Raw genomic sequence first — 26725 nt, 5'->3', positions numbered from 1 at the left:
GCGGCGGCGGGCGGCAGACATGCCAATGGCCGGACCCCGCAGGAGTCCGGCCATTGGCAGGGAGTGCGGCTGATTACTCGGCTGCGGCTTCCTCGGTGGCCGCGGGAGCGGCCTCGGAGGCAGCTTCGCCCTCTTCGCCGGTTTCCTCTGCAACCTCAATGGCCTCGGAGATGTTCACCACGAGCGCCTCGGGGTCGGTCAGCAGGACCGAGCCCTTGGGCAGGACCAGATCGGAAGCGTGGATGTGCTCGCCGGCGCCACGGCCTTCGATGCTCACCTCAACGGCCTCGGGCAGGTGGGTGGCCTCGGCCTCGAGGGACACCACGGTCAGTTCCAGGTTGTGCACGGTGCCGGGGGCGGTTTCGCCGGCAACGTGCACGGGAACGTCAACCGTGACCTTTTCGCCCTTGCGGACGGTGAGGAGGTCGATGTGCTCGATGATCTGCTTGATGGGGTCGCGCTGGACGTCCTTCACCAGGGCCAGGTGGCCTTCGCCGTTGATGTCCAAGGACAGCAGTGCGTTGGGCGTGCGGACTGCCAGGGTGGTGGCCTTGGCCGGAAGCGTGACGTGGATGGGCTCTGCGCCGTGACCGTAGATGACGGCGGGGATGAGGTTGGCCATCCGGGCGCGGCGGGCGTAGCCCTTGCCGAATTCGGTGCGCAGTTCTGCTGCGAGCTTCTGCTCAGACATGGAAATCTCCTTGAATCCTAAACGGTGTTCAGCAAGGGCGGAGGTCTGTTGCGACCTTCAACGCCGGGCGGCCGGAGCCGGCCCTTCCTAGAAGGGAGATTCAGACCCAGTCGATAACGGAGACCTGCAACGGCTTCCCGCACATGCGGTTACCGGTGCTCTCCCTCGCCAAGGTATCGCTGTACAGCTTACCAGCGCCGGGCCCGTTTATTGAAAACGGGACCGGCGCCGGTGCAGGCGGCGCCCTCAGGCGTTGCCGTCGAAAAGGCTGGTGACTGAACCGTCGTCGAACACTTCACGGACCGCGCGCGCGATCAGCGGGGCGATGGAAAGCACCGTCAGCTGGGGGAACCGCTGGGATGCCGTGAGCGGCAGGGTGTTGGTGACAACCACTTCCCGGGCGCCGGACTCGGAGAGGCGCTGGGCGGCGGGATCGGAGAAGACCGCGTGGGTGGCCGCGATGATGACATCCTTGGCGCCGGCGTTCTTCAGCACCTGCACGGCGCCGGAGATGGTTCCGCCGGTGTCGATCATGTCGTCGATCAGGACGCAGGTGCGCCCCTCGATCTGGCCCACCACGGTCTTGGACACGGCCTGGTTCGGCACAGTAAGGTCGCGGCTCTTGTGCACAAAGGCGAGCGGCGCGCCGCCCAGGCGCTCGGCCCACTGCTCCGCGACCCTGACGCGTCCGGTGTCCGGGGAAACGACGGTAACGTTTTCGGCGGCCACCCGGGTGCGGATGTAGTCAGCGAGCAGCGGGATGGCCATGAGGTGGTCCACCGGGCCGTCGAAGAAGCCCTGGATCTGCGAGGTGTGCAGGTCCACGCTCATGATGCGGTCCGCGCCGGCGGTCTTGTACAGGTCCGCCACAAGGCGGGCGGAGATGGGCTCCCTGCCCCGGCCCTTCTTGTCCTGGCGGGCGTAAGGGTAGAACGGGGACACCACCGTGATGCGCTTGGCAGAGGCACGCTTCAGCGAATCGATCATGATCAGCTGTTCCATCAGCCAGTTGTTCAGCGGCGCGGGGTGGGCCTGGATGACAAAAGCATCCGTGCCGCGGACGCTTTCACCGGCACGGACATAGATCTCACCGTTGGCGAAGTCATAGGCATCCACCGGCAGCAGGTCGGTACCGAGCTCCTTGGCGATCTCCTTGGCCAGCTCCGGATGGGCCCGGCCGGTTGCGAGCACCAGTTTCTTCTCGCCGCGCGCCGTAATTTCGCTCATGGTTACTTGCCCTCTTCTGTAGATGCCGGGGTACTTGAGGAATCTGTGGTGGCCGCCCGGGCCAGTTCAGCGGAGCGGGTTCCCGGGCGGTTGGCCGCGACCCATCCCTCGGCATTGCGTTGGGCGGCAACAGTCACTGCAAGCGCTCCCGCCGGCACGTCTTTTCGGATCACGGCGCCTGCGCCGCTGTAGGCGCCGTCCCCCACGGTGACCGGGGCAACGAACACAGTGTTGGAACCTGTCCGGACGCCCGAGCCGATGACCGTGCGGTGCTTCTTTTCGCCGTCGTAGTTTGCCGTGATGTTTCCGCACCCGATGTTGGTGTCCTCGCCGATTTCGGCGTCCCCGGCATAACCGAGGTGTGACAGCTTGGAACCGCGCCCGATAGTCACGTTCTTGGTTTCGTAGAACGCGCCGATCTTGCCGGTGTCCCCCAGGACAGTTCCCGGACGAAGGTAGGTGAAGGGGCCGACGGCGGCGCCCGCACCGATGACGGCGCCTGAACCGTGGGTGCGGGTTACCTTTGCGCCCTCGCCGATGGTGACATCCGTCAGGGTGGTGTCGGGGCCGACGACGGCGTCCCGCGCTACGGTGGTGGCGCCGTGGAGCTGGGTGTTGGGAAGGATCCGGACGTCCTCGTCAAGGGTTACGGACGAGTCGATCCAGGTGGTGGCGGGGTCCACTACGGTGACGCCGGCGCGCATCCAGGCCTCCACGATGCGGCGGTTCAGTTCTGCGCCCAGTGCGGAGAGCTGAACGCGGTCATTGGCCCCTTCCACCTGCCAGCGGTCAGCGGTGACGACGGCGGCAACGCGGCCGCCTGCCTTCCGCGCGAGTCCGAGCACATCAGTGAGGTATTTTTCGCCCTGCGAGTTATCGGTGGTGACGTGGGCGAGTGCGTCCCGAAGGACGGCTGCGTCAAAGGCGTAGATGCCGGAGTTGACCTCACGGATCAGGCGTTCGGCGTCCGACGCGTCCTTGTGTTCGCGGATGCCGGTCACCGTGCCGTCCTCGCCGCGAAGGATCCGCCCGTATCCGGTGGCATCGTCAAGATCGGCGGTCAGCACGGTTACGGCATTGGCTTCACGCTCGTGCGTGGCCACAAGCTCGGCCAGCAGTTGTCCGGACAACAGCGGCACGTCGCCGTAGGTCACCACCACTGTGCCGGTAAGGTCCTCTTCTGCGTCCAGGGCCTGGAGGGCTAATTCCACTGCACGGCCCGTGCCGGGGATGTCGTCCTGGTCCACGATCAGGGCAGCAGGATCCAATTCCTCGACGTGGCGTGCCACCAGGTCACGTTCGTGACGGACCACGATGGCCAGCTGCCTGGGCTTGACGCTGCGGGCAGCCAGCAGTGCGTGGCCCACCATGGACCTGCCGCCGATCTCATGCAGGATCTTGGGGGTACGCGACTTCATCCGCGTACCGGCGCCTGCCGCCAGGACGATTACTGCGGCCGGGCCGGTATTCTCGGGGATCACGTACGGGCTCTCCTTGCTTGTTTACGCTGGCGCTTACGGTGTCCGGCCACATTGCGGGCGGCACCGTATGTCATCCTACTGAACGCTCCTCGCACAGCAGTTCCGCCCATAGGATTCGAACCTATACTCCACGGCTCCAAAGGCCGGGGTGCTGCCATTACACCAGAGCGGACCATGCCTTGGCGCGCGGCCGGGCACAAGTAGTTATTTTGCCACGGGTTCGGGGCACCGCGCGACATGGGCCGTTCATCCCCTGTCCTTCCCCCGTTCCTGTCCCGCCCCGCCCGCTTTCCCGGCCCGGCCGGAGCGCGGCGAATCGGCCGGAAACTCGTAGTGCATGATGGAACGGTGAGCAACAACCCCCCGCGGAGACGGATGACCGGACTTCAGCGGCGGAGCCAGCTGATCGACGTCGGACGCGGCCTCTTCGCCGTCCGCGGACTCGACGGCACCACCATCGAGGAAATTGCGGCCTGCGCCGGAGTATCCAAGCCGGTCATCTACGAGCACTTCGGCTCCAAGGAAGGCCTGTACACCCAGGTGGTGGACCACGAGTTTCGGCTCCTCCTGGACTCGATCAACGGGGCACTCACCGAGGAAGCCAAGCCGCGCGTCCTGGTGGAACGTGCCGCCTTGGCCCTGCTCACCTACATCGAAGACCGCACCGAAGGTTTCCGGATCCTGATGCGGGACGCTCCGCCGTCCCAGCCGGAAGGCGCCTTCTCCACGCTGCTCTCGCACGTGACCGCGAAGGTGGAGCACATCCTCTCCGACGAGTTCGACCGCCGCGGCTTCAGCGCCCAGGACGGCGCCATGTACGCCCAAATGCTCGTCGGCATGGTGGCCATGACCGGCCAGTGGTGGCAGGACTCCCGCCAGCCCGACAAGCACACGGTGGCCGCCCATCTGGTCAACCTCGCCTGGAACGGCCTGACCGGCCTCAAGAAGGACCCGGAGCTGCAGAGCTCGGGATGAGTGGTTTCCTTCGCGAGCGGGGCACCTGTCCTCTGCGTGCTGCTCCTTCGTCGCTTTGACGCACGCTGCCGGACAGCCGCCCCACTCCCGCGTGCCGCCGGCACCACGGCCGGGCCACGGGCCGGTACCCAAGGCGGACTTACTCGCCGAGGACCTCGAGTGCCTCCAGCCATTCCAGTTCGAGGGCTTCGCGTTCTGCTGCGAGTTCCTTGAGCTTCTTGTTTTGTTCAGCCAGGGCGTCGAAGTCCGATTGTTCGGTGCTCTTCACCATCTGGTCGTGGACTTTCTTTTCCTGCTGTTCGAGCTTGCCCAGCTGTCGCTCGATGCGGTTCTTGGCTTTGCGTGCGTCGCGCTTCTCTGCTTCCGAGGCGCCTGACGGAGCTGGAGCGGCGGTGCTGCTGCCGGCGCTGGTGACGGGGTTCCCGCCGCCGGTGACCGTGGAGCCCGCCAGGGCGGCCTCACGCAGCTCGAGGTACTGGTCCACGCCACCGGGCAGGCCGCGAAGCTTGCCGTCGCCGAGGAGTGCCATCTGGTGGTCGGTGACCCTTTCCAGCAGGTAGCGGTCGTGGCTGACCACCACCAGGGTTCCGGGCCAGCCATCCAGGACATCTTCGACGGCCGCAAGGGTATCGGTGTCGAGGTCGTTGGTGGGCTCATCCAGCATCAGCACGTTGGGTTCGCCGACAAGCAGGCGAAGAAGCTGGAGCCGGCGGCGTTCGCCACCGGACAGGTCCTTGACCGGGGTCCACTGCTTCTCGTTGGTGAAACCCAGCTGCTCCACCAACTGGCCGGCACTGAATTCCTTGCCGCCCACGTTGAAGGACCGCTTTTCCCGCTCAATCACCTCGATGACGCGCAGGTCCTTGACGTCGTCGAGTTCCTTGACCTCCTGGGTCAGGACAGCGGTGACCACGGTCTTGCCCCGCTTGACCTTTCCGGCGTCGGGAAGGATCTCTCCATTGAGAAGCTTCAGGAGCGTGGTCTTGCCGGCGCCGTTGACACCCACCAGTCCCAGGCGTTCGCCGGGGGCAAGACGCAGGGTGATGTTGTCGAAGAGCTTCCGCCCGTCATCGCTGCCCTGGAAGTTGAGGGAGACGTTCTCCAGGTCCAGCACGTCCTTGCCCTGGCGGGCGGTTGCCATCTTGCTGAGGGCCATGGAGTCCCGCGGCTCAGGCACATCTGCGATGAGGGCGTTGGCGGCCTCGATCCTGAACTTGGGCTTTGCCGTCCGCGCGGGTGCCCCGCGGCGGAGCCAGGCGAGTTCCTTCTTGACCAGCTGCTGGCGCTTGCCCTCGACGACGGACGCCATCCGGTCCCGCTCGGCACGGGCCAGCACGTAGGCGGCATAACCGCCTTCAAAGGGGTCAACGATCCCGTCGTGGACTTCCCAGGTCTTGTTGCAGACCTCATCGAGGAACCACCGGTCGTGGGTCACCACCAGGAAAGCACCCTGGTTGGGCCGCCAGCGCGTCCTCAGGTGGCGCGACAGCCAGGCCACACCCTCCACGTCGAGGTGGTTGGTGGGCTCGTCCAGCATGATGACGTCGTGGTCCTCGATCAGCAGTTTGGCAAGCGCCACGCGCCGCTTCTGGCCGCCGGAGAGTGCATGGACGTTGGCGTGCCAATCGACGTCGGACACCAGCCCGCCCATGACTTCGCGGATCTGCGGATTCCGCGCCCACTCGTAATCCGCCTGGTCCCCCACGATCGCGGCGCCCACCGTCAGGTCGCCGTCGAGCACGTCGCTCTGGTCCAGGTAGCCCACGTTCACGTCGCCGCGCTTGGTGACCCGGCCCGAATCCGGCGTGGAGCGCAAGGCAAGCAGCCGCATCAGGGTGGATTTGCCGTCGCCGTTGCGCCCCACCATGCCGATCCTGTCACCCTCCTCAAGCCCCAGGGTTATGCCGTCCAGGACGGTACGGGTCGCATAGGAGACCGTCAGGTTCTCGCCGCCAAGAAGGTGTGCCAAAGGAACTGCTTTCTGCTTCAGGTAAAACTGGAGGTTTAGAGGAGGGTGTCGGAAATGATGCGCGCGCCGGGGACCGGGCCGTGGACGGCGAGGGCTGTCAAGCCGTAACGCCGCAGATCCGTGGCCAGGCCTTCAGCGGCCACCGAATCATCAGTCAGCAGGGCCACAGTTGGCCCCGAGCCGGAGACGATGCCCGCAATTGCTCCGTGCGACTCTCCGATACCCAGCGTATCGCGCAGGGCGGGCGCCAGTTCAATGGATGCCCGCTGGAGGTCATTGACCAGGACCCGGCTCAACGCTTCGGCGTCACCGCTGCGCAAGGCTGTAAGGATCTGCGGGTCCACCCCGGTGGGTTCGGCGGCCATGACGCCGGCCGCTTCCCGAAGGCGGTCAAGGGTGCGGTACACCTCAGGAGTGGGGAGCCCGTAGTCCGCGGTTACCAGTACCCAGTGGGTCTGCGCCTTAGCCAGCGCCGGCGAGAGCTCGTCGCCCACGCCCAGGCCAACCGCTGTGCCGCCAAGGAGGGAAAAGGGGACGTCGGCACCCAGTTCGGCGGCGAGGTGCGCCAACTCTTCCCGCGACAGGCCACTGTTCCAGAGCGCGTCGCAGGCCAGCAGGGTTGCGGCAGCATCTGCCGATCCTCCGCCCATGCCTCCGGCCACCGGCACTCGTTTGGTAATTTCCAGGTGAACCCCGGTGGCGTGCTCGGAGACATCCGCCATGATCGCCGCGGCCTTGTGGGCCAGGTTGTTTCCGTCGAGCGGGATGTCTGCCGCGTCAAGGTCGACCGAGCTGGCCGGGCTGAGGCTGATGGTGATCCCGGGCGTCTCCGTGCTGGTGGCCGCGACTTCCTCGTAGAGGGATACGGCCAGGTAGACGCTGGCAACGGAGTGGTAGCCGTCCGGGCGCAGTGGCCCCACTTCCAGCGAAACGTTCACCTTGCCGGGGGCCTTGACGCGGACTGTCCTGGCGGTGAACCGTCCCGGGGCGCTCATGCCAGTGCCTGCTTGGCTTCCGCGATTCTCGCGAAGGCTTCGATCCCGATGACCTCGCCCCTGGCGGTGGGGTCGACGCCGGCAGCAACGAGGCAGCGCTCGGCTTCCGGCGCCCCGCCGGCCCAACCGGCCAAGGCGGCCCTTAGGGTCTTGCGCCGCTGGGCAAAAGCGGCGTCCACCACGGCGAAGACCTGTTCCCTGGTTGCCGTTGTGGCCGGAGGCTCGCGCCGGGTAAAGGCCACCAGCCCCGAATGGATTTTGGGCGCCGGCCAGAAGACGTTCATGCCGATCACCCCCGCTTTGCGCATCTGGCTGTACCAGGCCGCCTTTACCGACGGCACCCCATAGGTTTTGGATCCCGGACCCGCGGCCAGCCGGTCCGCAACCTCATCCTGGACCATCACCAGTCCGTGCTGGAGGCTGGGGAAGTGCTGAAGGAGGTGCAGCACCACGGGAACGGCGACGTTATAGGGCAAGTTGGCCACCAGTGCCGTGGGCTGCACCGGCAGCTCCGTGACTTTCATGGCATCGGCATGCACCAGGTGGAAGGCCCCCGCGGCCGCAGGACGCCATTCCCTGACGGTTTCCGGCAGTTTGGCGGCCAGCACCGGATCAATTTCCACTGCCACTACCGACGCCGCAGCATCGAGCAGTCCGAGGGTCAGGGATCCCAGCCCCGGCCCCACCTCCAGCACTGTCTCTTCCGGGCCAACATCTGCGGCGGCCACGATCCTGCGGATGGTGTTGCCGTCAATGACAAAGTTCTGGCCGAGGGTCTTGGTGGGGCGGACACCGATCTCCTCCGCGAGCCGGCGTATGTCGGATGCACCAAACAATGGTGCGGGCGCGGGGATTGGTTCAGTCACCTAGGTATCCTATCCCGCACGGTACGGGCACCCCACCGGGACAATCAGCACGGAAAAACAGAAGTTCCGGCGGCCGGTAGAAAGCAACCCCCGTAAACGGCAGCGGCCGGCCCCGGGCATCCGGGACCGGCCACCGCGCTCCCTCACGGGCGGGGAATCCGCAAGGTCAGCTGGTGGCAGCCCAGCCGCAACCCCATGGCTGCAGGCCGCGCTGTGCGTAGACGCGGTTGGCAATGTCGATCTGCTGGGCCTTGGTGGCAAGGCTGGCGTTGGGGGCGTACGCTCCGCCGCCGGCGCCGATCCAGGTCCGGATATCGAACTGAAGGCCGCCGTAGTAACCGTTCCCGGAGTTGATGCTCCAGTTTCCACCGGACTCACACTGGGCAATCTTGTCCCACATGGCTTCGTTCATCATTGCGGGAGCGGCAGCTCCGGTGTTGGTTCCTGCGGATGCCGCGGCAGCAGCCTGCGCAGCGGGCTTGGGCTTGGTGCCCACAGTGACCTTCTCAGGTACGGGCTGGACGGCAACAGTCTCCGACACAAGGGTCCGGGACGCTTCGCGGCCGTCCACCAGCACCAGCTTGAAGGTCTTCTCCAGCTTGCCTGCGACGCCTTCCTGGGTAACTTCTTTTTCGCCCTTCAGCAGTTTGGCGCTCTCACTGGTGACAGTCTCGAAGGGGACGTCCTCGGTGGTAACCGCCGTCTGGCCGTTGTCAACGCGCGAGACCTTGATGACCATGTTGTTCACCACGTGCGCGTTGGCCGGCTGCGAAGTGCGGTCGTTGGCACCGAGGGTAAGGCCGGCGTCCTCGAGGACCTTGCCAACGGTGGCCGCGGTGGTGGTGGCGGTGTCCACCTTGCCGTCGGCAACAATGCTGACGGACTTGGGCGTGGAAATGGAAACATAGGATCCGGCTACGGAAAGCTGGGCATCCTTGGGCACGGAAACCGAGGACGCGCTCGCGACGCCGAGTTCAGTAACCAGCCCCGCGACGTCCTGCGCGGTGGTGTTCACCGTCGTCTCGGCACCGTCGAGGCTTACCTTGACCTCTTTGGCCTTGTTGACGTTGATGACCGTGCCGTTCTGGACCGACGCATCAATGGACGGGGACACGCGGTCTGCAGGGTTCAGTTCCAGGTTGGCGCTCTTGACCACCTGGCCAACAGTTCCGCCGAACGTCTGCACGGACGAGACCTTGCCGTCAACATTGAGTGTGACGGTCTTGTTATTGCCGACGAAGGCTACGAGGCCCACCACGAGTGCGCAGAGCACCAGCAGCTGCGCGCCAACCTTGATAAAGCTGAACTTGCCGTCCGACGTAAAGAACTTGATCACGATTGCCCGTAACTTTAGGTCCATCCGGGCACGGGGAATCGCGCAATAAAATGCCCGGCACCGCCGCAAAGGGCAATCCGGGCACCGTTGCACCGCCTAAACTCCGCTCAATCGGCAGGCCGGGGCAGCGCCCGGCAGCCTGCTGCAGAAAGAAGTGAATTACCCGCTGGCCTTCCCCGACCCCGGCTAATATCTGACCACTGTAACCGTAGCGTTATAAAGCAACCAACAATTCTGCATACCGGGTATTTATTTGATAACACGGGGGAAACGGCTTCCTAGTCCCAGGATCCGTAGGCCCGTACGGTATTTGCGCTTATTCCTGCGCACATTTCTGCGAGGTCGGTTCCTGTCAATTCGGCCATGGCCCGGACGGTGTAAGGAACCATATAGCTGGCGTTCGGCCGCCCGCGATGGGGGTGCGGAGTCAGGAACGGCGCATCGGTTTCCACCAGGACCAACCCGGGGTCCGCAACTGCCAGGGCCCGGCGCAGATTCGCTGCATTCCGAAAGGTCAGCGTACCTGCAAAGGACATCCACCACCCTTCCTCGTTGCAGATCCTCGCCAGCTCGTCGTCGCCGGAGAAACAGTGGAAAACCACCCGCCCCGGCGCGCCTTCCTCCCTCAGCACCTGGACGACGTCGTCATGAGCGTCCCGGTCGTGGATCTGGAGCGTAAGGTCCAGGCGCCTGGCCATGTCGATGTGGCGCCGGAAGGAGTACCTCTGATGCGCCAGCCCTTCCCCCTCGGTACGGTAGAAATCGAGCCCGGTCTCCCCGATGGCCCGGATACGGGGGTGGGCGGCGAGCTGCTCAATCTCTGCGAGCGCTTCTTCCAGTTGGCCGCGGGCGGCGTAACGGGGGGCATCGTTGGGGTGCAGCGCCACCGCACCCAGCAGCCGCTCGTCCAGGTCCACCGCCCGGACCGTGAACCGGGACGATTCAAGGTCGCAGCCCACCTGGACTGCTCCCCGGACACCCACGGCGGCGGCGGCATCCAAAGCCGCCTTCACTCCGACAGGGGCCTGCCCGTCCGGGAAGTCAAGGTGCGTGTGGTTGTCCATAACGGGCACCGGAAGGGGTTCCGGAGCGGGCGGAAACGCCTTTGGCCGTGAACTCCCCGGCTCCGGTGCGCCTGCCGTTGCGGGGTCCTGGTAGGCAGCGGGAGGAAGCGAATTGCACATCCGTCCAGCCTAGCCGCGGATGGTCCCGGATATTTGTCGGAACTCTCTGTCTGCTGCGGCAGTTGTGTTAGTAGTCTGGTACGAACACATGCGAACGCCCACCCGACGGGCGAAGGCAGGCCTGCTGTCCCGTCCAGGTGAACCAGCGCTGAAAGGTTGCCGATGGAACCCCACCGACGCACTGCCAACGATGTGAGCGCTGTGAACCGCAACCTGGCGGGGATCGCTGATCCTGTCAGCCATTTGAACGGTCACCGCCCCGCAGCCATGGACGCTGCTTCCTTCCACGCGGCGAGCCAGCGCATCCTCACATCCGTCAATACAGTCATCGATGGGAAATCCGACGCCGCCAGACTGGCGCTGACCGTACTGCTGGCCCAGGGACACCTGCTGCTTGAAGATGTCCCGGGCGTAGGGAAGACACTCCTCGCCAAGACGCTGGCACGTACTATCGACTGCACTGTCAACCGCATCCAGTTCACCCCGGACCTTTTGCCGTCCGATGTGACCGGCGTGTCCATCTACAACCAGTCCTCCCGGCTGTTTGAGTTCCGTCCGGGGGCTGTCTTCGCCAACATCGTCATCGGCGACGAAATCAACCGCGCCTCGGCCAAGACCCAGTCCGCGCTGCTCGAATGCATGGAAGAGCACCAGGTGACAGTGGACGGCAACTCGTACCGGCTCGACGAGCCGTTCATGGTGGTCGCTACCCAGAACCCCATCGAAATGGAGGGAACGTACCCGCTGCCCGAGGCGCAGCGGGACCGTTTCATGGCCAGGATTTCCATGGGATACCCGGACAAGGACGCCGAGATCGAGATGCTCGAGACGCACCAGGCAACCTCGCCCCTGGCCAAGGTTTCCGCGGTCGTCACTGCCGCAGAGGTGGCAGCCATGATCACCACCGTCCAGCAGGTTTACGTGTCCCAGGCTGTCAAGGAGTACACAGTGTCCGTGGGCAGGGCCACGAGGGAAAGCCCGTTGCTTCGGCTGGGTGCCAGCCCCCGGTCAATGCTGCAGCTGCTGCGCGCGGCGAAAGCCACAGCTGCCCTGGACGGGCGCGACTTCGTGCTGCCGGATGACGTCGTCCACGTCGCCGAGGCCGTGCTGGCACACAGGATCATCCTGGACCGGAAGGCTGCTGGTGCCGGGGAGACCCCGCACAGTGTCCTGCGGGGCATCCTGTCACGCTTGCCCGTCACTTCCGGGACCACTGGAGCCGGCACCAGGGCTCCTGTATCTGCCGGCCGGACGGCTGCCCCGGTCACCGGCCTGGGCAGGAACCACTAGGCGGCTACCCATGGCCCTGCTGGACAGGGTGCCCCGGCACCTCTTCACAACTCGTGGCTGGGGCATGATTTCTGCCGGTGGCATCGCCCTCGGAGCGGCGTACATCATGGGCCGCAGGGACCTGTTGACGTTGAGTGTGCTGCTCATGGTCCTTCCTTTGGTTTCGCTTGCCGGGATCCGGCTGGTAAAGCCCAGGTTCCAGGTGTACCGGGAGTTCAACCCCTCCCCCGTGGAAACCTCCGCGCCCACCACCGTCCGGCTCGCGGTGGCCCGGACGGGAATCGGCAGCGGCAGCGGCAGGGCGACCATGGAAGAGCGGCTGCCTGCCCGCCTGGGCGAGTCGCCGGCGTTCCGTTTCCCCTCCCGTTCCGCCACCGGCGGCACCAGCCGGTACGAGTACCACCTGCGCTCAGCCCGGCGGGGGCAGTACCTCATTGGCCCGGTGACGGCCGAGTTCACGGACCCGTTCGGCCTTTCGCTGCACCGCCAGGCGATTGACGACGGCGACGTCCTCACCGTGACGCCCGCCGCCGTCGTGCTTCCCCTGACCGGGCTGGCCGGTGCCCGGGGCAACGATGGCGTCACGGCCACCAGGATCCGGGCCAATCCCAGCGACGACGACGTCATGACCCGCGAGTACCGGCATGGGGATCCCATGCGGCGGGTGCATTGGGCTGCCACTGCACGCCATGGCGACCTCATGGTGCGGCAGGAGGAGTCGGTTACCACCCCCGAGGCAACAATCATCATGGACCACCGGTACAGCGCGTTTTCCGGGGGCTCCGGTAACGGTCCGGCCGGACAAGCCGGCCAGGACGGGCACCCCATGGCCAGCTGCGCGACCTTCGAATGGAGCGTTGTGGCGGTCATGTCGATCAGCGCCCATCTGGCGGAGCGAAACTACGCGCTGCGCCTGCTGGACACCGGCGGCGGGCCGGCCTTCCTGCACTCGCCGTCCGCGCCCGAACCTGAGGTTGAGGAGTACAGCGGCGGTGCCGGGCTCCAGTCCATTGGGGAAAGCCTTGCTGCCATCCAGTTGACCGGATCCCATCACGCCCGGCGTGACAATGTCCTTCACGAGTGGGCGGCCCGGGCGGGGGGCGGCGACCGCGCGTCGCATGATCCGGGGCCGGAAGCCTTCGACGACCTCCTCATGGATAAGCTGTCCGCACACCGCATGCGGGGTCCCGTCATCGCGGTGCTCGGAACCATTTCGCGCATGGAGGCCCTTGCCCTTGCCCCGGCGGCAAACTACGCCACCAATGCCTTTGCAATTATCGCTGCTGACAGGCCCGCAGAGTATGCGGACGTCCTGGAGGTGCTCCGCCAGGGAGGCTGGCGGGCAGTGGCAATCGCCCCCTCGGTTCCCGTGGCGGCAGCCTGGAGCCAGTTCGACCAGGATCTGGCCATACCCACCCCCACCGCCGACGTCCGCCGCGGAACGGGGGTGTCCCTGTGACCATGGCACCAGCGCGCAAACACGGGACGGGCCTGCCGTCCGGGACGCCGGGCGAGCAGCCCGCCGCCAGGCCGCCGGTTGGCGCCTATCCCTGGGCCATGGCCGGCGCGATCGCCGTGGCTGTCTGCGGTGCCGCCCTGTCGCTGAACGGCGTGCTCCGGGGCTGGGGCTGGTACTGGCCGGTGCTGACCTCCGTCCTGGTGGTCAGTTTCACCCTGGCCGCCCTCCGGTCCCTGCGCGCGCAGCCCCTGCTGGTGACAGCCGGCGGTTTCCTTTCCCTTGGTGCCATCCTGACGCTGACGTTTTTCCGAAGCTCGAGCTTTGCCGGACTTATTCCCACCGGAGGCAGCTTCGCCGAGCTGGACCGCCTGGTCCGGCGGGCCAGCGAGACTGTTCTCTCCGAGACCGCGCCCGTGGCGCCCAATGTTGGCATCGTCATGGTTGTCTGCGCGGTCCTGGGCCTCGCGGTGATCCTGGTGGATGCACTTGCGCTGCCACTCGGCATGCCGGCCGCTACCGGGGTGGGGCTGCTGGCCATACTGGTGGTGCCAGCGATGATCAAGCCGCAGAGCGTAGGCTTCTGGGGGTTCGCCGCCACAGTTGCCGGATACCTGATGATCCTTGCCTGCAGCCAGTATTTCGCCCCCGACGCCCGGCTTCAGACCGAGGCCGTCCGGAGTCCGGGCCACTTGCGGCGCGCCGTGCTCACGGGGTCGGTTGCACTTGCCGCAACCCTGGTGGCGCCCCTGGCCATTCCCGGGTTTGACCAGGGCACGTTCCCGCAAGGATCCCGCCTTAATCCGTGGGGCACGTCGACCGGACTGAACCCCATGATCACCCTGGGCAACAGCCTGCGCACCCCTGACGGAAGCGGGCGGATCACCTACGCCACCAATGCATCCGCCCCGCTGTACCTGCGCTCCGTCACCGTGGACAATTTCGACGGCGAATCCTGGGGCCCGGACGACCGTGACGCTTCCCGGCTGCCGATGGGCGGCCGGATCGACCCTGGCTATCCGGTGCTTGCCGACGAACAGCTAAGGCTGGTCACGGCCATCGACGCCGGCAGCTTCAACAGCCCCTACCTTCCCGCACCGTATGCCCCCGAAACGGTCCGCGGGCTGAGCGGCCGCTGGACCTGGGACCCGGCGACCTTGAGCATCAAGGGATCGGGCACCACGACCACACGAAGGCAGGAGTACCTGGTGACGTCCTCCGTGCCCAAACTGACGGCTGCGCTCCTGGATCAGTCCTCGGCAGCAGTCCAGGGCATCCCCGAGGACTTCACCCGGATCCCCGGCAATGTTCCCGACGTTGTGCGCGCCACCGCCGATACCGTGGCCGGGACTGGCACGCCGTACCAGAAGGCGATGGCCATCCAGAAGTACCTGCGTTCCGCCGAGTTCACCTACTCGCTGCAGTCTCCGGTGCAGGGCGGCTATGACGGCAACGGGCTCTCGGTGCTGGCTGACTTCCTGGAGCAGAAGAGCGGATACTGCATCCATTACGCGTCCGCAATGGCCGTTATGGCAAGGCTGGAAGGTATTCCCAGCCGGATCGCCGTAGGCTACGCCCCCGGCAGGCTCACCGGCGCCACCGTTTCCGTGGCCGGTCAGGGGGCCCTGCCCGAATACGAGGTGGATGCGCGTGATGCCCACGCGTGGCCGGAACTTTACTTCCAGGGGCTTGGCTGGGTGCCCTTCGAGCCCACCCCGTCCCGCGGCGTGGTCCCCGAGTACGCCACACAATCATCGGTATCTGCCGCCCCCGACGCACTGGACAACAACCAGGACCTGGTGCCCGGCGCCACACCCGCTCCCGTTCCGGCACCCGGCACCACCCCGCTGCCCGCCCCCGGCGGTGGCGGCGGAAGGGCTGACGGCGGCGTCCAGCTCCTGCCGTGGCTCCTGGGCGCCGGTGGCATCCTGGCGATGGCGCTCCTTGCGGCCGCCCCGAGGATGGTTCGGGCGGGACTCCGGGCACGGCGGCTCCGGCCGCAGGACCCCGGCAAGGCCGTGCCCATGGGATGGCGCGAACTGCTGGACCTCGGCACCGACTACGGACTGCCGCCAGGCGCCAGCGAGACACCCCGGGCCTATTCGGCGCGGTTCCGTGGCGCCCTGCTGGGCGACCCGGAAGGCTTGGACCGGCCCGCGCATGCGGCAGCCGCTGCCCTCACGGAAAACTTCGAACGCCACAGCTATGGCCGCCCGCCCCGCACCATCCCGGAACAGGAAACCGACGACGCAAAGTCACGGGCCGCCCGGGACAGGGCAACCGCCATGGCGGCCGACGTTGCGGCCCTGGAAGAAACACTGCGCGCCAATGCCCCGCTCAGGCGGCGGCTGCAGGCCACCTGGATCCCGCCGTCGGTCATGGGCAGGCTGGGGCGCTTTCTCGCCGCCCCGTTCCGCGCCACTGGCCGCGTCCTGGCCAGGACGGCAAAAGCCGCCGCCCGTTCCTGGCCTGGTCCTTCCAGGCGGGGACCGCGCGACGGCGTCCACCGGCGAAGCGGGGGCTGACCGGCCGCCAGCCGAAAGTGTTATCCGGCGTAGGGGTCGGCGATGCCGATGTACTGCGTGTAGAGGTACTCCTCGATGCCTTCAAGGCCGCCCTCGCGTCCCAGGCCGGACTGCTTGACACCGCCGAACGGGGCAGCCGCGTTTGAAATGACGCCGGCGTTCAGGCCAAGCATGCCGGTCTCAAGGCGCTCGCCCATCCGGATGCCGCGGTTCAGGTCCTTGGTGAAGACGTAGGCCACCAGCCCGTATTCGGTGTTGTTGGCCAGGCGCACGGCGTCGTCCTCGCTGCTGAATGTGATGATCGGGGCCACGGGGCCGAAGATTTCCTCGGACAGGATGCGCGTGCCCTCGGTAACCCCGGAAAGGATGGTGGGCTGGTAGAAGTAGCCCGGACCCTCCACCGGCCCGCCGCCCAGGATGGCTTTGGCGCCTGAGGCAACAGCATCGGAGACGAGTTCATGGACCTTGTCCCGGCTCTTGGCGTCAATCAGCGGGCCCACCTTGGACTCCGGCTCGGTCCCGCGGGCGGTGGTCATGTCCTTCATTTTCGCCGCGAACTTTTCCGCGAACGCGGCGGCGATGGACTCATGCACGATAAAGCGGTTCGCTGCAGTGCAGGCCTCGCCCATGTTGCGGAGCTTGGCGAGCATCGCCCCGGCAACGGCGGCATCCAGGTCAGCGTCCTCGAAGACCAGGAACGGGGCGTTGCCGCCGAGTTCCATGGAGGTGCGCAGGACGGTTCCGGAGGCATCGGAGAGCAGGCGGCGGCCCACCTCGGTGGACCCGGTGAAGGAGAGCTTCCGGAGCCGGGAATCCTTGATCAGGGGGCCGGTAGTGGCACCAGCGGTCGAGGTGGGAATGACGTTCAGGACACCGGCGGGCAGGCCGGCTTCCATCATGACGGCGGCGAACAGCTGGGAGGTCAGCGGGGTAAGGTTCGCAGACTTCAGGACCATGGTGCAGCCTGCAGCGACGGCCGGGGCGATCTTGCGGGTTGCCATGGCCAGCGGGAAGTTCCACGGCGTGATCAGCAGGCACGGGCCCACCGGCTTCTTGGTCACCAGCAGGCGGGACTTGCCGTCCGGGGACACTGAGTAGCGGCCGAACGCACGCACTGCTTCCTCGGAGAACCAGCGCAGGAACTCGGCACCGTATGTGACCTCACCGCGGGCTTCGGCCAGCGGCTTGCCCATTTCCATGGTCATCAGCAGCGCGAAGTCCTCGGCGCGCTCGGTGACGAGCTCGAACGCGCGGCGGAGGATCTCGCCCCGTTCGCGCGGGGGCACCTTAGCCCAGGACTCCTGGGCCGCGGCGGCAGCGTCCAGGGCTGCCTTGCCATCCTCTGCACCGGCGTCGGCAAGGCTCAAGAGCACCTTCCCGGTGGCGGGATCCTCGACGTCGAAGGTCTTCCCGGAGATGGCGTCCCGCCATTCACCGTTGATGAGCAGGCCAGTGGGGACAGAGGCCAGAAGGGCGCTTTCGCGGTCTGCGGAAACGGCCGGCTGTGCAGTGACAGTCACGATGACTCCCTCGTCAGTAGGGTTGGTGCAGCCCGATCGGCAGCGGCCGGAGTGACCGGGCCCATACAGGCTGGATTACTGCCAGACTACTGCGGCGGCTTCCGGCTGGTCTACGCCGTTGCGCACTGCCGCATCATGGCGCTGCTGTGCAGCTGCACAGCGGACCAGGCATCGTTTGCGGGGACCGTCAGCGGGCCGCCAGCACGGCGGAGTACAGTTCCCGCTTGCTCACCCGGACGTCCTCGGCCACCGCTGCCACCGCTTCCTTGAGCCGGATGCCCTGGGCCACGAGTTCGTTCACGGCGGCCACATGGTCCTCCGGCGTGCCGGGAGCCTTTTCCGGCGCCCCGCCCAGGACAACGGCGATCTCGCCCCTGATCTCCGTGCTTTCCGCCCACACCAATAGTTCACTGAGCGTGCCGCGGATGACCTCTTCATATGTTTTGGTCAGTTCACGGCAGACGGCGACGGGACGGTCCGGTCCGAACCGTTCGCGCACCGCCCGGAGCATCACCTCCAGCCGGTGCGGTGCCTCGAAGAACACCATGGTCCTGCGCTCCCCCGCAAGTTCGGCCAGCCGCGACGCCCTCTCACCGGCCTTCCGCGGAAGGAACCCCTCAAAGCAGAAGCGGTCCGTGGGCAGGCCGGACAATGCCAGGGCGGTGAGTACCGCCGACGGCCCCGGAACCGCCGTCACGGTGAGGCCTGCAGCGACCGCCCCTTCAACCAGTCGGAAACCAGGGTCCGAGACCGAGGGCATCCCGGCGTCCGTAACCATGACCAGGGTGCTTCCTGCCTGCACCTGCGCCAGCAGCTCGGCGGTCTTGGTGGCCTCGTTGTGCTCGTGGTAGCTGATAATCCGTCCGGCCACGGTCACGCCCAGGCTCTGGACCAGGCGGTGCAGCCGGCGGGTGTCCTCGGCGGCCACGATGTCAGCGGTTCCCAGCAGTTCCACCAGCCTTGCGGAAGCGTCCCCGGTGTTGCCGATTGGAGTGGCGGCAAGCACGATGCGCCCGGGAGTTGCCGGGCCGGAATCTGGAATGGTGCTGGGGTTAGGGTCCACGCCACCAGCCTACTGCTGCGGAGGACTACCGGCCGCAAACGGTAGCATGGGGCTCGTGACGCAGACCTCGACGCGGCCGGGCGGGACCGGACACGCCGCCCCCACTGCAGCAGGCAGGGAAGCAGGGGGGACACCAGGCAGTCCGGGGAGTACCGCACAACGGCCGTGGGTCAGCCGCCCGGCGGAGGCGTTCACGGTGGAATCCCTCACAGCCAGGCTCCTCGGAAGCGTCCAAACGTGGCGCGACTACCCGCCGTCGCTCCGGCTGTGGCTCCTGCTGGTTCCCGTCCTGACTGCCCTCGTCGGCGGGATCCTGCGCTTTGTCCGGCTCGAGGCCCCGCCCAAGCTGGTCTTTGACGAAACGTACTACGTGAAGGACGCGTATTCCTACCTGGTCAGCGGCTACGAACGCAGCTGGCCGGACAAGGCCAATGACGCATTCAACTCCGGAAACCCCGGAGTGCTGCTGGACTCCCCCGAGTACGTGGTCCATCCGCCCGTGGGCAAGTGGATGATCACGGCAGGTATGTGGCTTTTCGGCCCTGACAACCCGTTCGGGTGGCGCTTCTCCGCCGCACTGACCGGCACCTTGTCCATCCTGCTGCTGTCGCTGATCGCCCTGAAGTTGTTCCGCTCCCTTTCGCTGGCGGGAGCCGCAGGACTCCTGCTGGCCGTGGACGGCCACCACCTGGTGATGTCCCGGACCTCGCTCCTGGACATCTTCCTTATGTTCTGGGTTCTCGCCGCGTTTGGCGCCCTGCTGCTTGACCGGGATGACGGCCGGCGCCGGCTCGCGGTCCGGCTGGCCCGGGCTGCCGCAGGAAACGGAGGCATCCCCACGGCGGACCACCTGCTCTCCGGCCCCTGGCTGGGCGTCCGCTGGTGGCGGGTAACGGCAGGAGCCTGCCTGGGGCTCGCCGTCGGGACCAAATGGTCCGGCCTGTTTTTCCTGGCCGGGTTTGGACTCCTCACCGTCCTGTGGGACCTGAACGCCCGGCGGGTGGCAGGCATCCGCGGCTGGATCAGCGGGGGCGTCATCAAGGACGGCATCCCGGCATTCCTCAGCACGGTTCCAGTGGCCGGTGTCGTCTACGCGGCCGCGTGGACAGGCTGGTTCCGGTCCGAAAATGCGTACTTCCGCCGGTGGGCCGAGGGCAACCCCTCCGCCGAGTGGGGCTGGCTGCCAGACTCTGTCCGCTCGCTGGCCCACTATCACCGGGAGGCCTACACGTTCCACCAGGGCCTGGGTTCAGAGCACCCGTACGAGGCATCTGCCTGGAGCTGGCTGGTACTCGGCAGGCCGACGTCGTTCTTTTACGAATCGCCCCAACAGGGCACGCCCGGCTGTGCTGTGGAAAAATGCACTTCCGCGATCCTGTCAGTGGGAAACCCCCTGATCTGGTGGGGTGCAGCCGTATCCCTGGTGGTCCTCCTGTTCTGGTGGGCCGGGCGCCGGGACTGGCGCGCCGGTGCGGTGCTGGCCGGCGTGGCCGCGGGATACCTGCCGTGGTTCCTGTACCCCGAACGGACCATGTTCTACTTCTACGCGGTGTCCTTTGAACCGTTCCTCATCCTGGCCCTGACGTACTGCCTGGGGCTCGTCCTGGGCAGGGCAGCCGACCCGCCCTGGCGCCGCCGTTCGGGGCTCTACCTGGTTGCCCTTTTTGTCGCTGCCGCAGTCCTCCTGTCGGCCTTCTTCTATCCTGTCTGGGCTGCCGAAACCATTCCGTACGAGGACTGGAAAGTCCGGATGTGGATGCCGTCCTGGATCTAGGGCAGGATGGCATCAGACCCCCAACAGAGCCGCTGCCGCGGCGTGGCAGCGGAACGGAGACCTGTTGTGAGAGAAGCGAGCACCGAACTGCTGGTTGAGCTTGACGCCGCCAGCAACGTCACTGACCTGCTGCTGGAGCAGCATGCGGCCAACCCTGCCCACGCCCTGTACCGCAGGAAGGGACCCAACGGGTGGGTTGACGTCACAGCACACAAGTTCCTGCAGGATGTCAGTGCCCTGGCCAAGGGCCTGATCGCCGGCGGCATCGAGCCGGGCGACGCCGTGGCCGTGATGTCCCCCACCTCCTATGAATGGACCCTGGTCGATTTCGCCATCTGGTTTGCCGGCGGCGTGACGGTCCCCATCTACGAGACATCCTCCGCACGCCAGGTGGAGTGGATCATGCAGGACGCCGGCGTGCGCCGCGTTTTTGCCGGGGACCGGGCCACGGTGGACCTTGTCACCAATGTGCTCGCCGGCTCCTCCCTGCTCCGGGACCGGCTGGTCAACGTAGTGCGGATGGATTACGACGGCGAAGCGCCGGACCTTGCCAGCCTCGCCGCTGCCGGCGCCGGGGTTACCGACGCGGAGCTTGAGCGGCACCGCAGCCGCGCCGGCCTGGACGACGTCGCGTCCCTGGTGTACACCTCAGGCACCACGGGAAATCCCAAGGGCTGCGAGATCACGCACGGAAACTTCGCCCTGGTGGCGAAGAACATCGTGGCGTTCCTTCCGGAACTGCTGCTGCAGGACCAGGCCCGGACCCTGATGTTCCTGCCGCTGGCCCATGTCCTCGCCCGTGCCGTGCAGGTGGTGTGCCTCTCGGCCGGGGCCACCCTGGGCCATACGCCGGGAGCCGCCCAGCTCCTCGAGGACCTGCGCAGCTACCGGCCCACTTTCCTGCTGGTGGTGCCGCGGATCCTCGAAAAAGTCAGGGCCAGCGCCGCCCACAAGGCTGCCCTGGCGGGCAAGGCCTGGCTCTTCCGGGCCGCCTCGGCCGCGGCCATCGAATTCTCGCAGGAGGAGGATAAGCGGAACCGCGGGAAGGGCAGCGGTCCCGGGCTGCTGTGCCGGGTCCGCCATGGAATCTTTGACCGGCTGCTGTATCCCCGCCTTCGACAGGCTCTGGGCGGGCAGGTGGGGTATACGGTATCCGGGGCAAGTCCGCTGGCCCTTGAGGACGCCCACTTCTTCCGGGGTGCCGGCATCCCGGTACTGGAAGGCTACGGGCTGACCGAAACCACGGCGCCGTGCACCGCCAACACTCCCTCGCGCACCCGGGTGGGCTCAGTGGGAATACCCATCCCCGGCACCACCATCCGGGTAGCGCAAGACGGTGAAATCCTGGTCAAGGGGATTGGCGTCTTCAAGGGCTACCATGCCAACCAGGCCGCGAATGCCGAGGCTTTCGTTGACGGGTTTTTCCGGACCGGCGACCTCGGGGAACTGGATCCGCAGGGGTTCCTCACCGTGACGGGCCGTAAGAAGGACCTCCTGGTCACAGCGGGCGGCAAGAATGTGGCGCCGGGCCCGCTGGAGGAAAAGATCCGTTCGCATCCGCTGGTGGCGCATGCCGTGGTGGTGGGCGATGGGAAACCCTTCGTCTCCGCGCTGGTCACCCTCGACCCCGAGGGCGTGGACAACTGGCGCTCGGAACGGGGCCTGCCCGCCCTGGCGGCCAGCGACGCGACCAAGGACCCGGACGTCCTCGCGGCAGTCCAGGATGCGGTGGACCAGGCGAACCTGCTGGTATCCAAAGCCGAATCCATCCGGAGCTTCTCGCTCCTCGACGCCCGGTTTACCGTGGAGTCGGGGCACCTGACCCCGTCCCTCAAACTGAAGCGTGCCGCGGTTGTTCGTGACTACGGCGACGAAATCGCCAGGCTGTACGCCTGAGCCCGCCGGCCCGGCTGCGTGGAGCCGGTTGCCCGGACGGCGATCCTGTCCTGCCTACTCCTGGCCTGCCGCCGGAGCCGGTTCGTCCTTCACCAGTCCACGCCGCCGGCGGGTGGGCCAGGTGAGGATGAGCGTCAGGAGCGACGTCAGCAGGACCAGGGCGGCGATCACCATGCCGGCATCTATCCAGAACTGGCCCGGGAACAGCCGGATCAGGGTGTCATCCATGCTGAAGGTCCAAGTGCCATCGGCGAAGAAGATCCGGTGGAACTCGGTAAAGAACTGCTGCCAGCCCAGGAACGCCAGCGTCCCGAGGCCCAGGATGAGGACCAGGGTGACAAGGGAACCGGCGAAAAGTCCCCGCCGGACGCCCCCGGTGCTTCGCTTGCGGAGGTAGAGGACGGCGATGAGGCCCAGCAGGAGCAGCAGGACACCTGCGCCGAAGGTTGAGAGGATCACCAGTTTGACGTCCGCCATGTGGCTGACTTCGCCGTCCTTGAAAAGCTTCTCGCCGCCGCGGTGCACCAGGTCTCCCAGGTAGCGCGGGCCGGACCAGTTGCTGAGGTAATCCACTGCATAGGAGCCGTAGGTCATCCGGTCGTCCGTGCTGAACCCGTACCCGTCGCCGGGGAATCCGGGGCGGTTGTATTCAACCCATAGGAACAGCGGACTGGTCACCGCCCGGACAGCCAGGATCAGCAGGATCACCGGGAAGAATATCGCGAGCAACACCTGAATGACGCGCGGCGCCACCGGCTTGGCGTTCGCGGCACTTTCCCGCTGGGCATTGCGGCGCTCCACTTCCTCCTCCGGCGGGCGGACCTGCAGAGCGGATGTGGCAAGGGGCTCCCTGAATACCGGGGAACTGCCCCCGCCGTCGGGATCGGCGGCAGCTTCGGCTGCTTTCCGGTCCGCCCGGGTCTCAGGCCGGCCGGCGCCTTCCGGGACCCTTGGCTTGGCTTGTTCATCGCCTGCGGAACCGGTGCCCTTTGTCCCCGCGGTGGCGGCGGGAGCGGCAGAACCGTCAGCTGTGGATGGGACGGGGGCCGCGGAGGCCGGGGCGGGCGAGGACCCGGATGTTCCGTTGGAATCGCTGGCTGCATTGGAGCCGCTACCCGGGGTCAGCCAGGAAAACGCAGGCTCGTCGGAGTCCCGGGAGGTATCCAGGAGCGGTTCCGGCTGCGGCTCCGGGCTTTTGGCGCGGGCCGGTGTTTCGTCTTTCACAGCAGGTCACTTCCGTCGAATGTCCGCGCCGGGCCGGGGTCAGCAGGCGCGCTTTACCTGTTGACGAGCCTACCGTCCGCGCCTTCGGCTGGGCGAGGAACCACCCCGGTCGGATTACAACGATTCAGGCAGCGATTTCCGGGTAGCCCGCGTCCTCACGCCGGAGGTCCCCGCGTTCTCCGGCCAGGTACGCCGGCCTGCCGCACTTCAGCACGTAGAGCCAGTAGGCAGCCAAAACTGCGGCGCCGATGGCAATCTTGGCCCACACCGGCAGCGCGCTGGGAGTGACAAATCCTTCCACCAGCCCGGAGACAAACAACACCAGGACCAGGCCAAGGGCCACGGTGATCAGGGACCTGCCCTCCTCGGCCACCGCCCTGCCCCTGGTCCTCGCGCCTGGTGAAACCATCGCCCAGAAGATCCGCAGGCCGGCGGCACAGGCGATGAAGACTGCGGTGAGTTCCATCAGGCCGTGCGGCAGGATATAGCTGAAGAAAACGTCGGTTTTGCCTGCGGCGGCAAAAATACCGGCGGCGACCCCCACGCCCTGGGCATTGCTGAAGAGGATCATCGGAACCCAGAAGCCCGTAATCCCCAACGCGACAGCCTGCGCACTGATCCAGGCGTTGTTGGTCCACACGGCGCCTGCGAAGGACGCAGCCGGGTTTTCGGAATAGTAGTTGATGAAGTCTTCCTCGACGTACTGCCGGGCCGCGGCCTCGGACGCCACTGCCCGCAGCGCTTCCGGGGACGTGCCAATCCAGAGTGCGTACGCCGCACCGATGAGGGTGAAGGCCGCGCCGCAGGCAAGCGTGAGCCAGGTCAGGCGGTAGAACGCCGCCGGAAGTGCCACCACGAAGAACCGTGCCAGGTCCGCCATGGGGTTGGACCGCGCGCCGGTGAACCGGGTCCTCGCCTGCGCGAGGGTGGCGGACAGGGAGGCGGAGAGCCCGCTTTCGGGGGCGACCGAGCGGATCAGGGACAGGTGCGCCGACGTGGACTGGTACAGCGCCAGCAGTTCATCGGCCTCGCGGCCGCTGAGCCTGCCCTTGGAGGCAAGCTCATGCAGCCGTGCCCACTTGTCCGCGTTGACGGCGGAAAAGGCGTCCATATCCACGGGACCAGCCTAGCGCTACCGCACTAGACTGTGAGCGACCACACCGAAAGCCTTGAGGAGCGGGAAAGAACTGTGAGTTCGATTGTCACCGGCGAGGCCGTGGTGCTGGAACTGCGGCCGGCGTCCTTTGCCGCCCGCGCCCTTGGCCTGCTCCTTGATGTTGCCTTCAGCGTCATCCTGCTGGTGGCGATCCTGTTTGGCCTGTCAGCTGCCGGTGAGGGCCTCGACGAGGCGGCTACGCGTGCCCTGATCCTGGTGGGCGTGGTCTTTTGCCTGGTGATTGTTCCTGTAGGGGTGGAGACGCTGAGCCGCGGCCTGTCCCTGGGCAAGCTGGCCACCGGCCTCCGGGTGGTTCGGGAGGACGGCGGCGCCATCCGGTTCCGGCATGCGGTCATCCGCGGCCTGACCGGATTCCTGGAGATCTACCTGACCTTTGGGGGGATTGCCCTGACCGTTGCGCTGTTCAATGACAAGTCGCGCAGGCTGGGTGACCTCATGGCCGGAACCTACGCAGTCCGTACGCGGGTCCCCGTTGAGCAGCCGGTTCCGGTGTTCGTTCCGCAGCGGCTGAAGGCGTGGGCTGCCGCCGCCGATATCGGAAGGATCCCCGATGCGACGGCCCGCAGGGCTACCCAGTTCCTCCGCCAGGCAGCGCGGATGGCCCCCCTGTCCCGTTCGGAAATGGCCTTGTCCATCGCCACCGAACTGTCCGCCCACGTGGCTCCGCCCCCTCCCCCCGGTACCGGGCCGGACGACTACCTTGCCGCCGTCGTGGCTGAACGCCGCAACCGTGAGCTGACCCGGCTGGCCCAATCGCGCCGGCGCAACACCGGGACGGGCGAGCGGCTGCAGCGGCTGCCTTTCGGCAGCTGACCGCTAGTTGTCGTACTCACTCCAGGGAATGTTCCAGTCGCCGAACCCGTCGTCGTGGGCGGCGTAGTCGCCCTCGGTGTTGACGATCTGCACCACATCCCCGGTGCCCATGTTGTCGAAGACCCAGGCAGCACCGTCGGGAGCAAACCCGATGCAGCCATGCGAGACGTTCGTGTTGCCGATGAACGGATAGGCCGACTCAAGGGCCTGATGGATGTAGGCGCCGCTGAGGGTGAGGCGGATGGTGTATTCCACGTCGACGTCACCGTAGTAGGCCGGATCGTCGGGTTTCAGGCCGATGCTTGAGGCCCGGAAGTGGTCATGCCGCTTCTTTTCCATCAGCACGCCGTAGCCACGGGCCGACGGGAAGCGCTTGTCCCCCATGCTTACCGGCAGGGTCTTGACCACCTGGTCGTTGACGCTCAGCGTGAAGGTGTGTGCAGCGGCGTCGGCAACGGCCACCTTCTTGTCGCCGATGGAGATGTTCACCTTCTTGTTGAAGTTGGCAATCTGGCCGTTGCCCAGGTCCACGCCGAAGAGTTTCATGTCCATGCTGATGGTGGAGTTGGCGGCCCAGAAGTTCTCCGGCCGGTACCGGACCATGGTGTCGCTGTACCAGTGGAACGCGCCCGGCTGGCCGGCGCTGCTGGTGATGGTGATGGCCTTTTCCACGGCTTCGCGGTTGACCACCGGCTCGCTGAAGATGACCTGCAACGGCTGTCCGACGCCGACTTTCATGCCATCAAGCGGGTAGATGGCGGCGTCCGCCTCGTGCGTGCTGGATACGGTGCTGAAGGACTGCGTGGTGCTTGTTTCGCGGCCCGCTTCGTCCTTGACGACATACGTGTAGCTGTAGTCGGTGTTGAACTTGAGCGGCCCGGCTGCGGACCAGCCGGTGCCCGCAGCGTCAATGCGGCCCTCGATGATTTCACCTGAGGTGCTGGTCAAGGTGACGCGCTCGATGGTGCCGTTGGTTACCTTCAGCGACACCGGGGCCGCCGGATTCACCTGCTTAGCACCGTTGGCCGGCGCGGCGTCGGACTTGACGGGAGCAATAACCGGCGAGGCAATGCCAGGGGAAGTCCGGACTGCGGATCCCGCTTCGGATTCGATGGCGCCCCGGGCGATGCCCGGCGCAACCGCCGCGAAAACGCCGCCCATGGCGGCAAGGACGCAGACAGCCACCACGAGGAGGATTTTCTTGAGGGTCCCCGGACGGCGGGACTGGACTTCGGGCTCCATATGTTGATCCTAGGGGCAGAA

The 26725-nt window shown here is 66.6% G+C and carries 20 protein-coding genes and 1 tRNA gene; 7 read left to right on the top strand and 14 right to left on the bottom strand.

Annotated elements, in window-relative coordinates; genetic code table 11:
• Window positions 1-73: 73 nt before the first annotated feature.
• From Q9R30_RS14565 to Q9R30_RS14550, 4 genes are all read right to left on the bottom strand, one after another.
• Entirely contained in the window at window positions 74-691 is a 618-nt protein-coding gene (locus tag Q9R30_RS14565; RefSeq protein ID WP_104997253.1) for a 50S ribosomal protein L25/general stress protein Ctc, read from the bottom strand.
• Window positions 692-937: 246 nt separating this feature from the next.
• On the bottom strand, window positions 938-1918 hold the full coding sequence (locus Q9R30_RS14560; protein WP_104997252.1) for a ribose-phosphate diphosphokinase: 981 nt from the start codon (window positions 1916-1918) through the stop codon (window positions 938-940).
• A 2-nt stretch (window positions 1919-1920) separates the two neighbouring features.
• Entirely contained in the window at window positions 1921-3399 is a 1479-nt protein-coding gene (glmU, locus tag Q9R30_RS14555) for a bifunctional UDP-N-acetylglucosamine diphosphorylase/glucosamine-1-phosphate N-acetyltransferase GlmU (RefSeq protein ID WP_311217999.1), read from the bottom strand.
• A gap of 100 nt (window positions 3400-3499) precedes the next feature.
• Window positions 3500-3571, bottom strand: a tRNA-Gln gene (locus Q9R30_RS14550).
• Between the two features lie 176 nt (window positions 3572-3747).
• Here Q9R30_RS14550 and Q9R30_RS14545 point away from each other — a divergent pair.
• On the top strand, window positions 3748-4374 hold the full coding sequence (locus tag Q9R30_RS14545) for a TetR/AcrR family transcriptional regulator (RefSeq protein ID WP_104999662.1): 627 nt from the start codon (window positions 3748-3750) through the stop codon (window positions 4372-4374).
• 139 nt (window positions 4375-4513) lie between these two features.
• On the opposite strand, the gene Q9R30_RS14540 is transcribed toward Q9R30_RS14545, so the two are convergent.
• The 5 genes from Q9R30_RS14540 to Q9R30_RS14520 form a co-directional block, all read right to left on the bottom strand.
• Complete coding sequence (locus Q9R30_RS14540) at window positions 4514-6343, bottom strand: ATP-binding cassette domain-containing protein (RefSeq protein WP_311217998.1); 1830 nt, start codon at window positions 6341-6343, stop codon at window positions 4514-4516.
• A 35-nt stretch (window positions 6344-6378) separates the two neighbouring features.
• Window positions 6379-7338: a 4-(cytidine 5'-diphospho)-2-C-methyl-D-erythritol kinase gene (locus Q9R30_RS14535; protein ID WP_104997249.1), complete on the bottom strand. Its 960-nt coding sequence runs from the start codon at window positions 7336-7338 to the stop codon at window positions 6379-6381.
• A complete protein-coding gene (gene rsmA / locus Q9R30_RS14530; protein ID WP_104997248.1) occupies window positions 7335-8204 on the bottom strand; it encodes a 16S rRNA (adenine(1518)-N(6)/adenine(1519)-N(6))-dimethyltransferase RsmA in 870 nt (289 codons plus the stop codon). The genes Q9R30_RS14535 and rsmA overlap by 4 nt, the downstream gene beginning before the upstream one ends.
• Window positions 8205-8370: 166 nt before the next feature.
• Entirely contained in the window at window positions 8371-9540 is a 1170-nt protein-coding gene (locus Q9R30_RS14525) for a transglycosylase family protein (RefSeq protein WP_311217997.1), read from the bottom strand.
• A 278-nt stretch (window positions 9541-9818) separates the two neighbouring features.
• A complete protein-coding gene (locus Q9R30_RS14520) occupies window positions 9819-10724 on the bottom strand; it encodes a TatD family hydrolase (RefSeq protein ID WP_311217996.1) in 906 nt (301 codons plus the stop codon).
• Between the two features lie 162 nt (window positions 10725-10886).
• Between Q9R30_RS14520 and Q9R30_RS14515 the strand changes: the two genes are divergently transcribed.
• The 3 genes from Q9R30_RS14515 to Q9R30_RS14505 are packed head-to-tail and all read left to right on the top strand — an operon-like array spanning window position 10887 to window position 15995.
• The gene (locus tag Q9R30_RS14515; RefSeq protein ID WP_104997245.1) at window positions 10887-12014 is read left to right on the top strand and encodes a MoxR family ATPase; all 1128 of its coding nucleotides are present in this window, start codon (window positions 10887-10889) and stop codon (window positions 12012-12014) included.
• A 10-nt stretch (window positions 12015-12024) separates the two neighbouring features.
• Window positions 12025-13473, top strand: a complete 1449-nt coding sequence (locus Q9R30_RS14510) for a DUF58 domain-containing protein (RefSeq protein WP_104997244.1) — start codon at window positions 12025-12027, stop codon at window positions 13471-13473.
• Entirely contained in the window at window positions 13470-15995 is a 2526-nt protein-coding gene (locus Q9R30_RS14505; RefSeq protein WP_396136731.1) for a DUF3488 and DUF4129 domain-containing transglutaminase family protein, read from the top strand. The genes Q9R30_RS14510 and Q9R30_RS14505 overlap by 4 nt, the downstream gene beginning before the upstream one ends.
• A 20-nt stretch (window positions 15996-16015) precedes the next feature.
• Here the strand turns inward: Q9R30_RS14505 and Q9R30_RS14500 are convergent, their stop codons facing one another.
• The gene (locus Q9R30_RS14500; RefSeq protein WP_311217994.1) at window positions 16016-17515 is read right to left on the bottom strand and encodes an NAD-dependent succinate-semialdehyde dehydrogenase; all 1500 of its coding nucleotides are present in this window, start codon (window positions 17513-17515) and stop codon (window positions 16016-16018) included.
• 187 nt (window positions 17516-17702) lie between these two features.
• Entirely contained in the window at window positions 17703-18578 is an 876-nt protein-coding gene (gene rsmI / locus Q9R30_RS14495; protein WP_104997241.1) for a 16S rRNA (cytidine(1402)-2'-O)-methyltransferase, read from the bottom strand.
• A gap of 46 nt (window positions 18579-18624) precedes the next feature.
• On the opposite strand from rsmI, the gene Q9R30_RS14490 reads away from it, so the two are divergent.
• Window positions 18625-20352, top strand: coding sequence for a phospholipid carrier-dependent glycosyltransferase (locus tag Q9R30_RS14490; protein WP_311217993.1), 1728 nt, complete (start codon window positions 18625-18627; stop codon window positions 20350-20352).
• Between the two features lie 66 nt (window positions 20353-20418).
• A complete protein-coding gene (locus Q9R30_RS14485) occupies window positions 20419-22248 on the top strand; it encodes an AMP-dependent synthetase/ligase (RefSeq protein ID WP_311217992.1) in 1830 nt (609 codons plus the stop codon).
• 54 nt (window positions 22249-22302) lie between these two features.
• Here the strand turns inward: Q9R30_RS14485 and Q9R30_RS14480 are convergent, their stop codons facing one another.
• Together Q9R30_RS14480 and Q9R30_RS14475 are read right to left on the bottom strand one after the other, a co-directional pair.
• A complete protein-coding gene (locus Q9R30_RS14480) occupies window positions 22303-23472 on the bottom strand; it encodes a TIGR01906 family membrane protein (RefSeq protein ID WP_311217991.1) in 1170 nt (389 codons plus the stop codon).
• 124 nt (window positions 23473-23596) lie between these two features.
• Window positions 23597-24589 carry a stage II sporulation protein M gene (locus Q9R30_RS14475; RefSeq protein ID WP_199775344.1) on the bottom strand — a complete coding sequence of 331 codons (993 nt, stop codon included), beginning with the start codon at window positions 24587-24589 and terminating at the stop codon, window positions 23597-23599.
• A 72-nt stretch (window positions 24590-24661) separates the two neighbouring features.
• On the opposite strand from Q9R30_RS14475, the gene Q9R30_RS14470 reads away from it, so the two are divergent.
• Window positions 24662-25462: an RDD family protein gene (locus Q9R30_RS14470; protein ID WP_311217990.1), complete on the top strand. Its 801-nt coding sequence runs from the start codon at window positions 24662-24664 to the stop codon at window positions 25460-25462.
• A gap of 3 nt (window positions 25463-25465) precedes the next feature.
• On the opposite strand, the gene Q9R30_RS14465 is transcribed toward Q9R30_RS14470, so the two are convergent.
• On the bottom strand, window positions 25466-26704 hold the full coding sequence (locus tag Q9R30_RS14465) for an Ig-like domain-containing protein (protein WP_104997235.1): 1239 nt from the start codon (window positions 26702-26704) through the stop codon (window positions 25466-25468).
• Window positions 26705-26725 lie beyond the last annotated feature (21 nt).

It is taken from the genome of Arthrobacter sp. AB6 (assembly GCF_031844545.1).
In the GTDB taxonomy this organism is placed as follows: domain Bacteria; phylum Actinomycetota; class Actinomycetes; order Actinomycetales; family Micrococcaceae; genus Arthrobacter.
The sequence above is the reverse complement of the archived record's forward strand: the minus strand, read 5'-3'. Positions and strand labels throughout refer to the sequence as shown.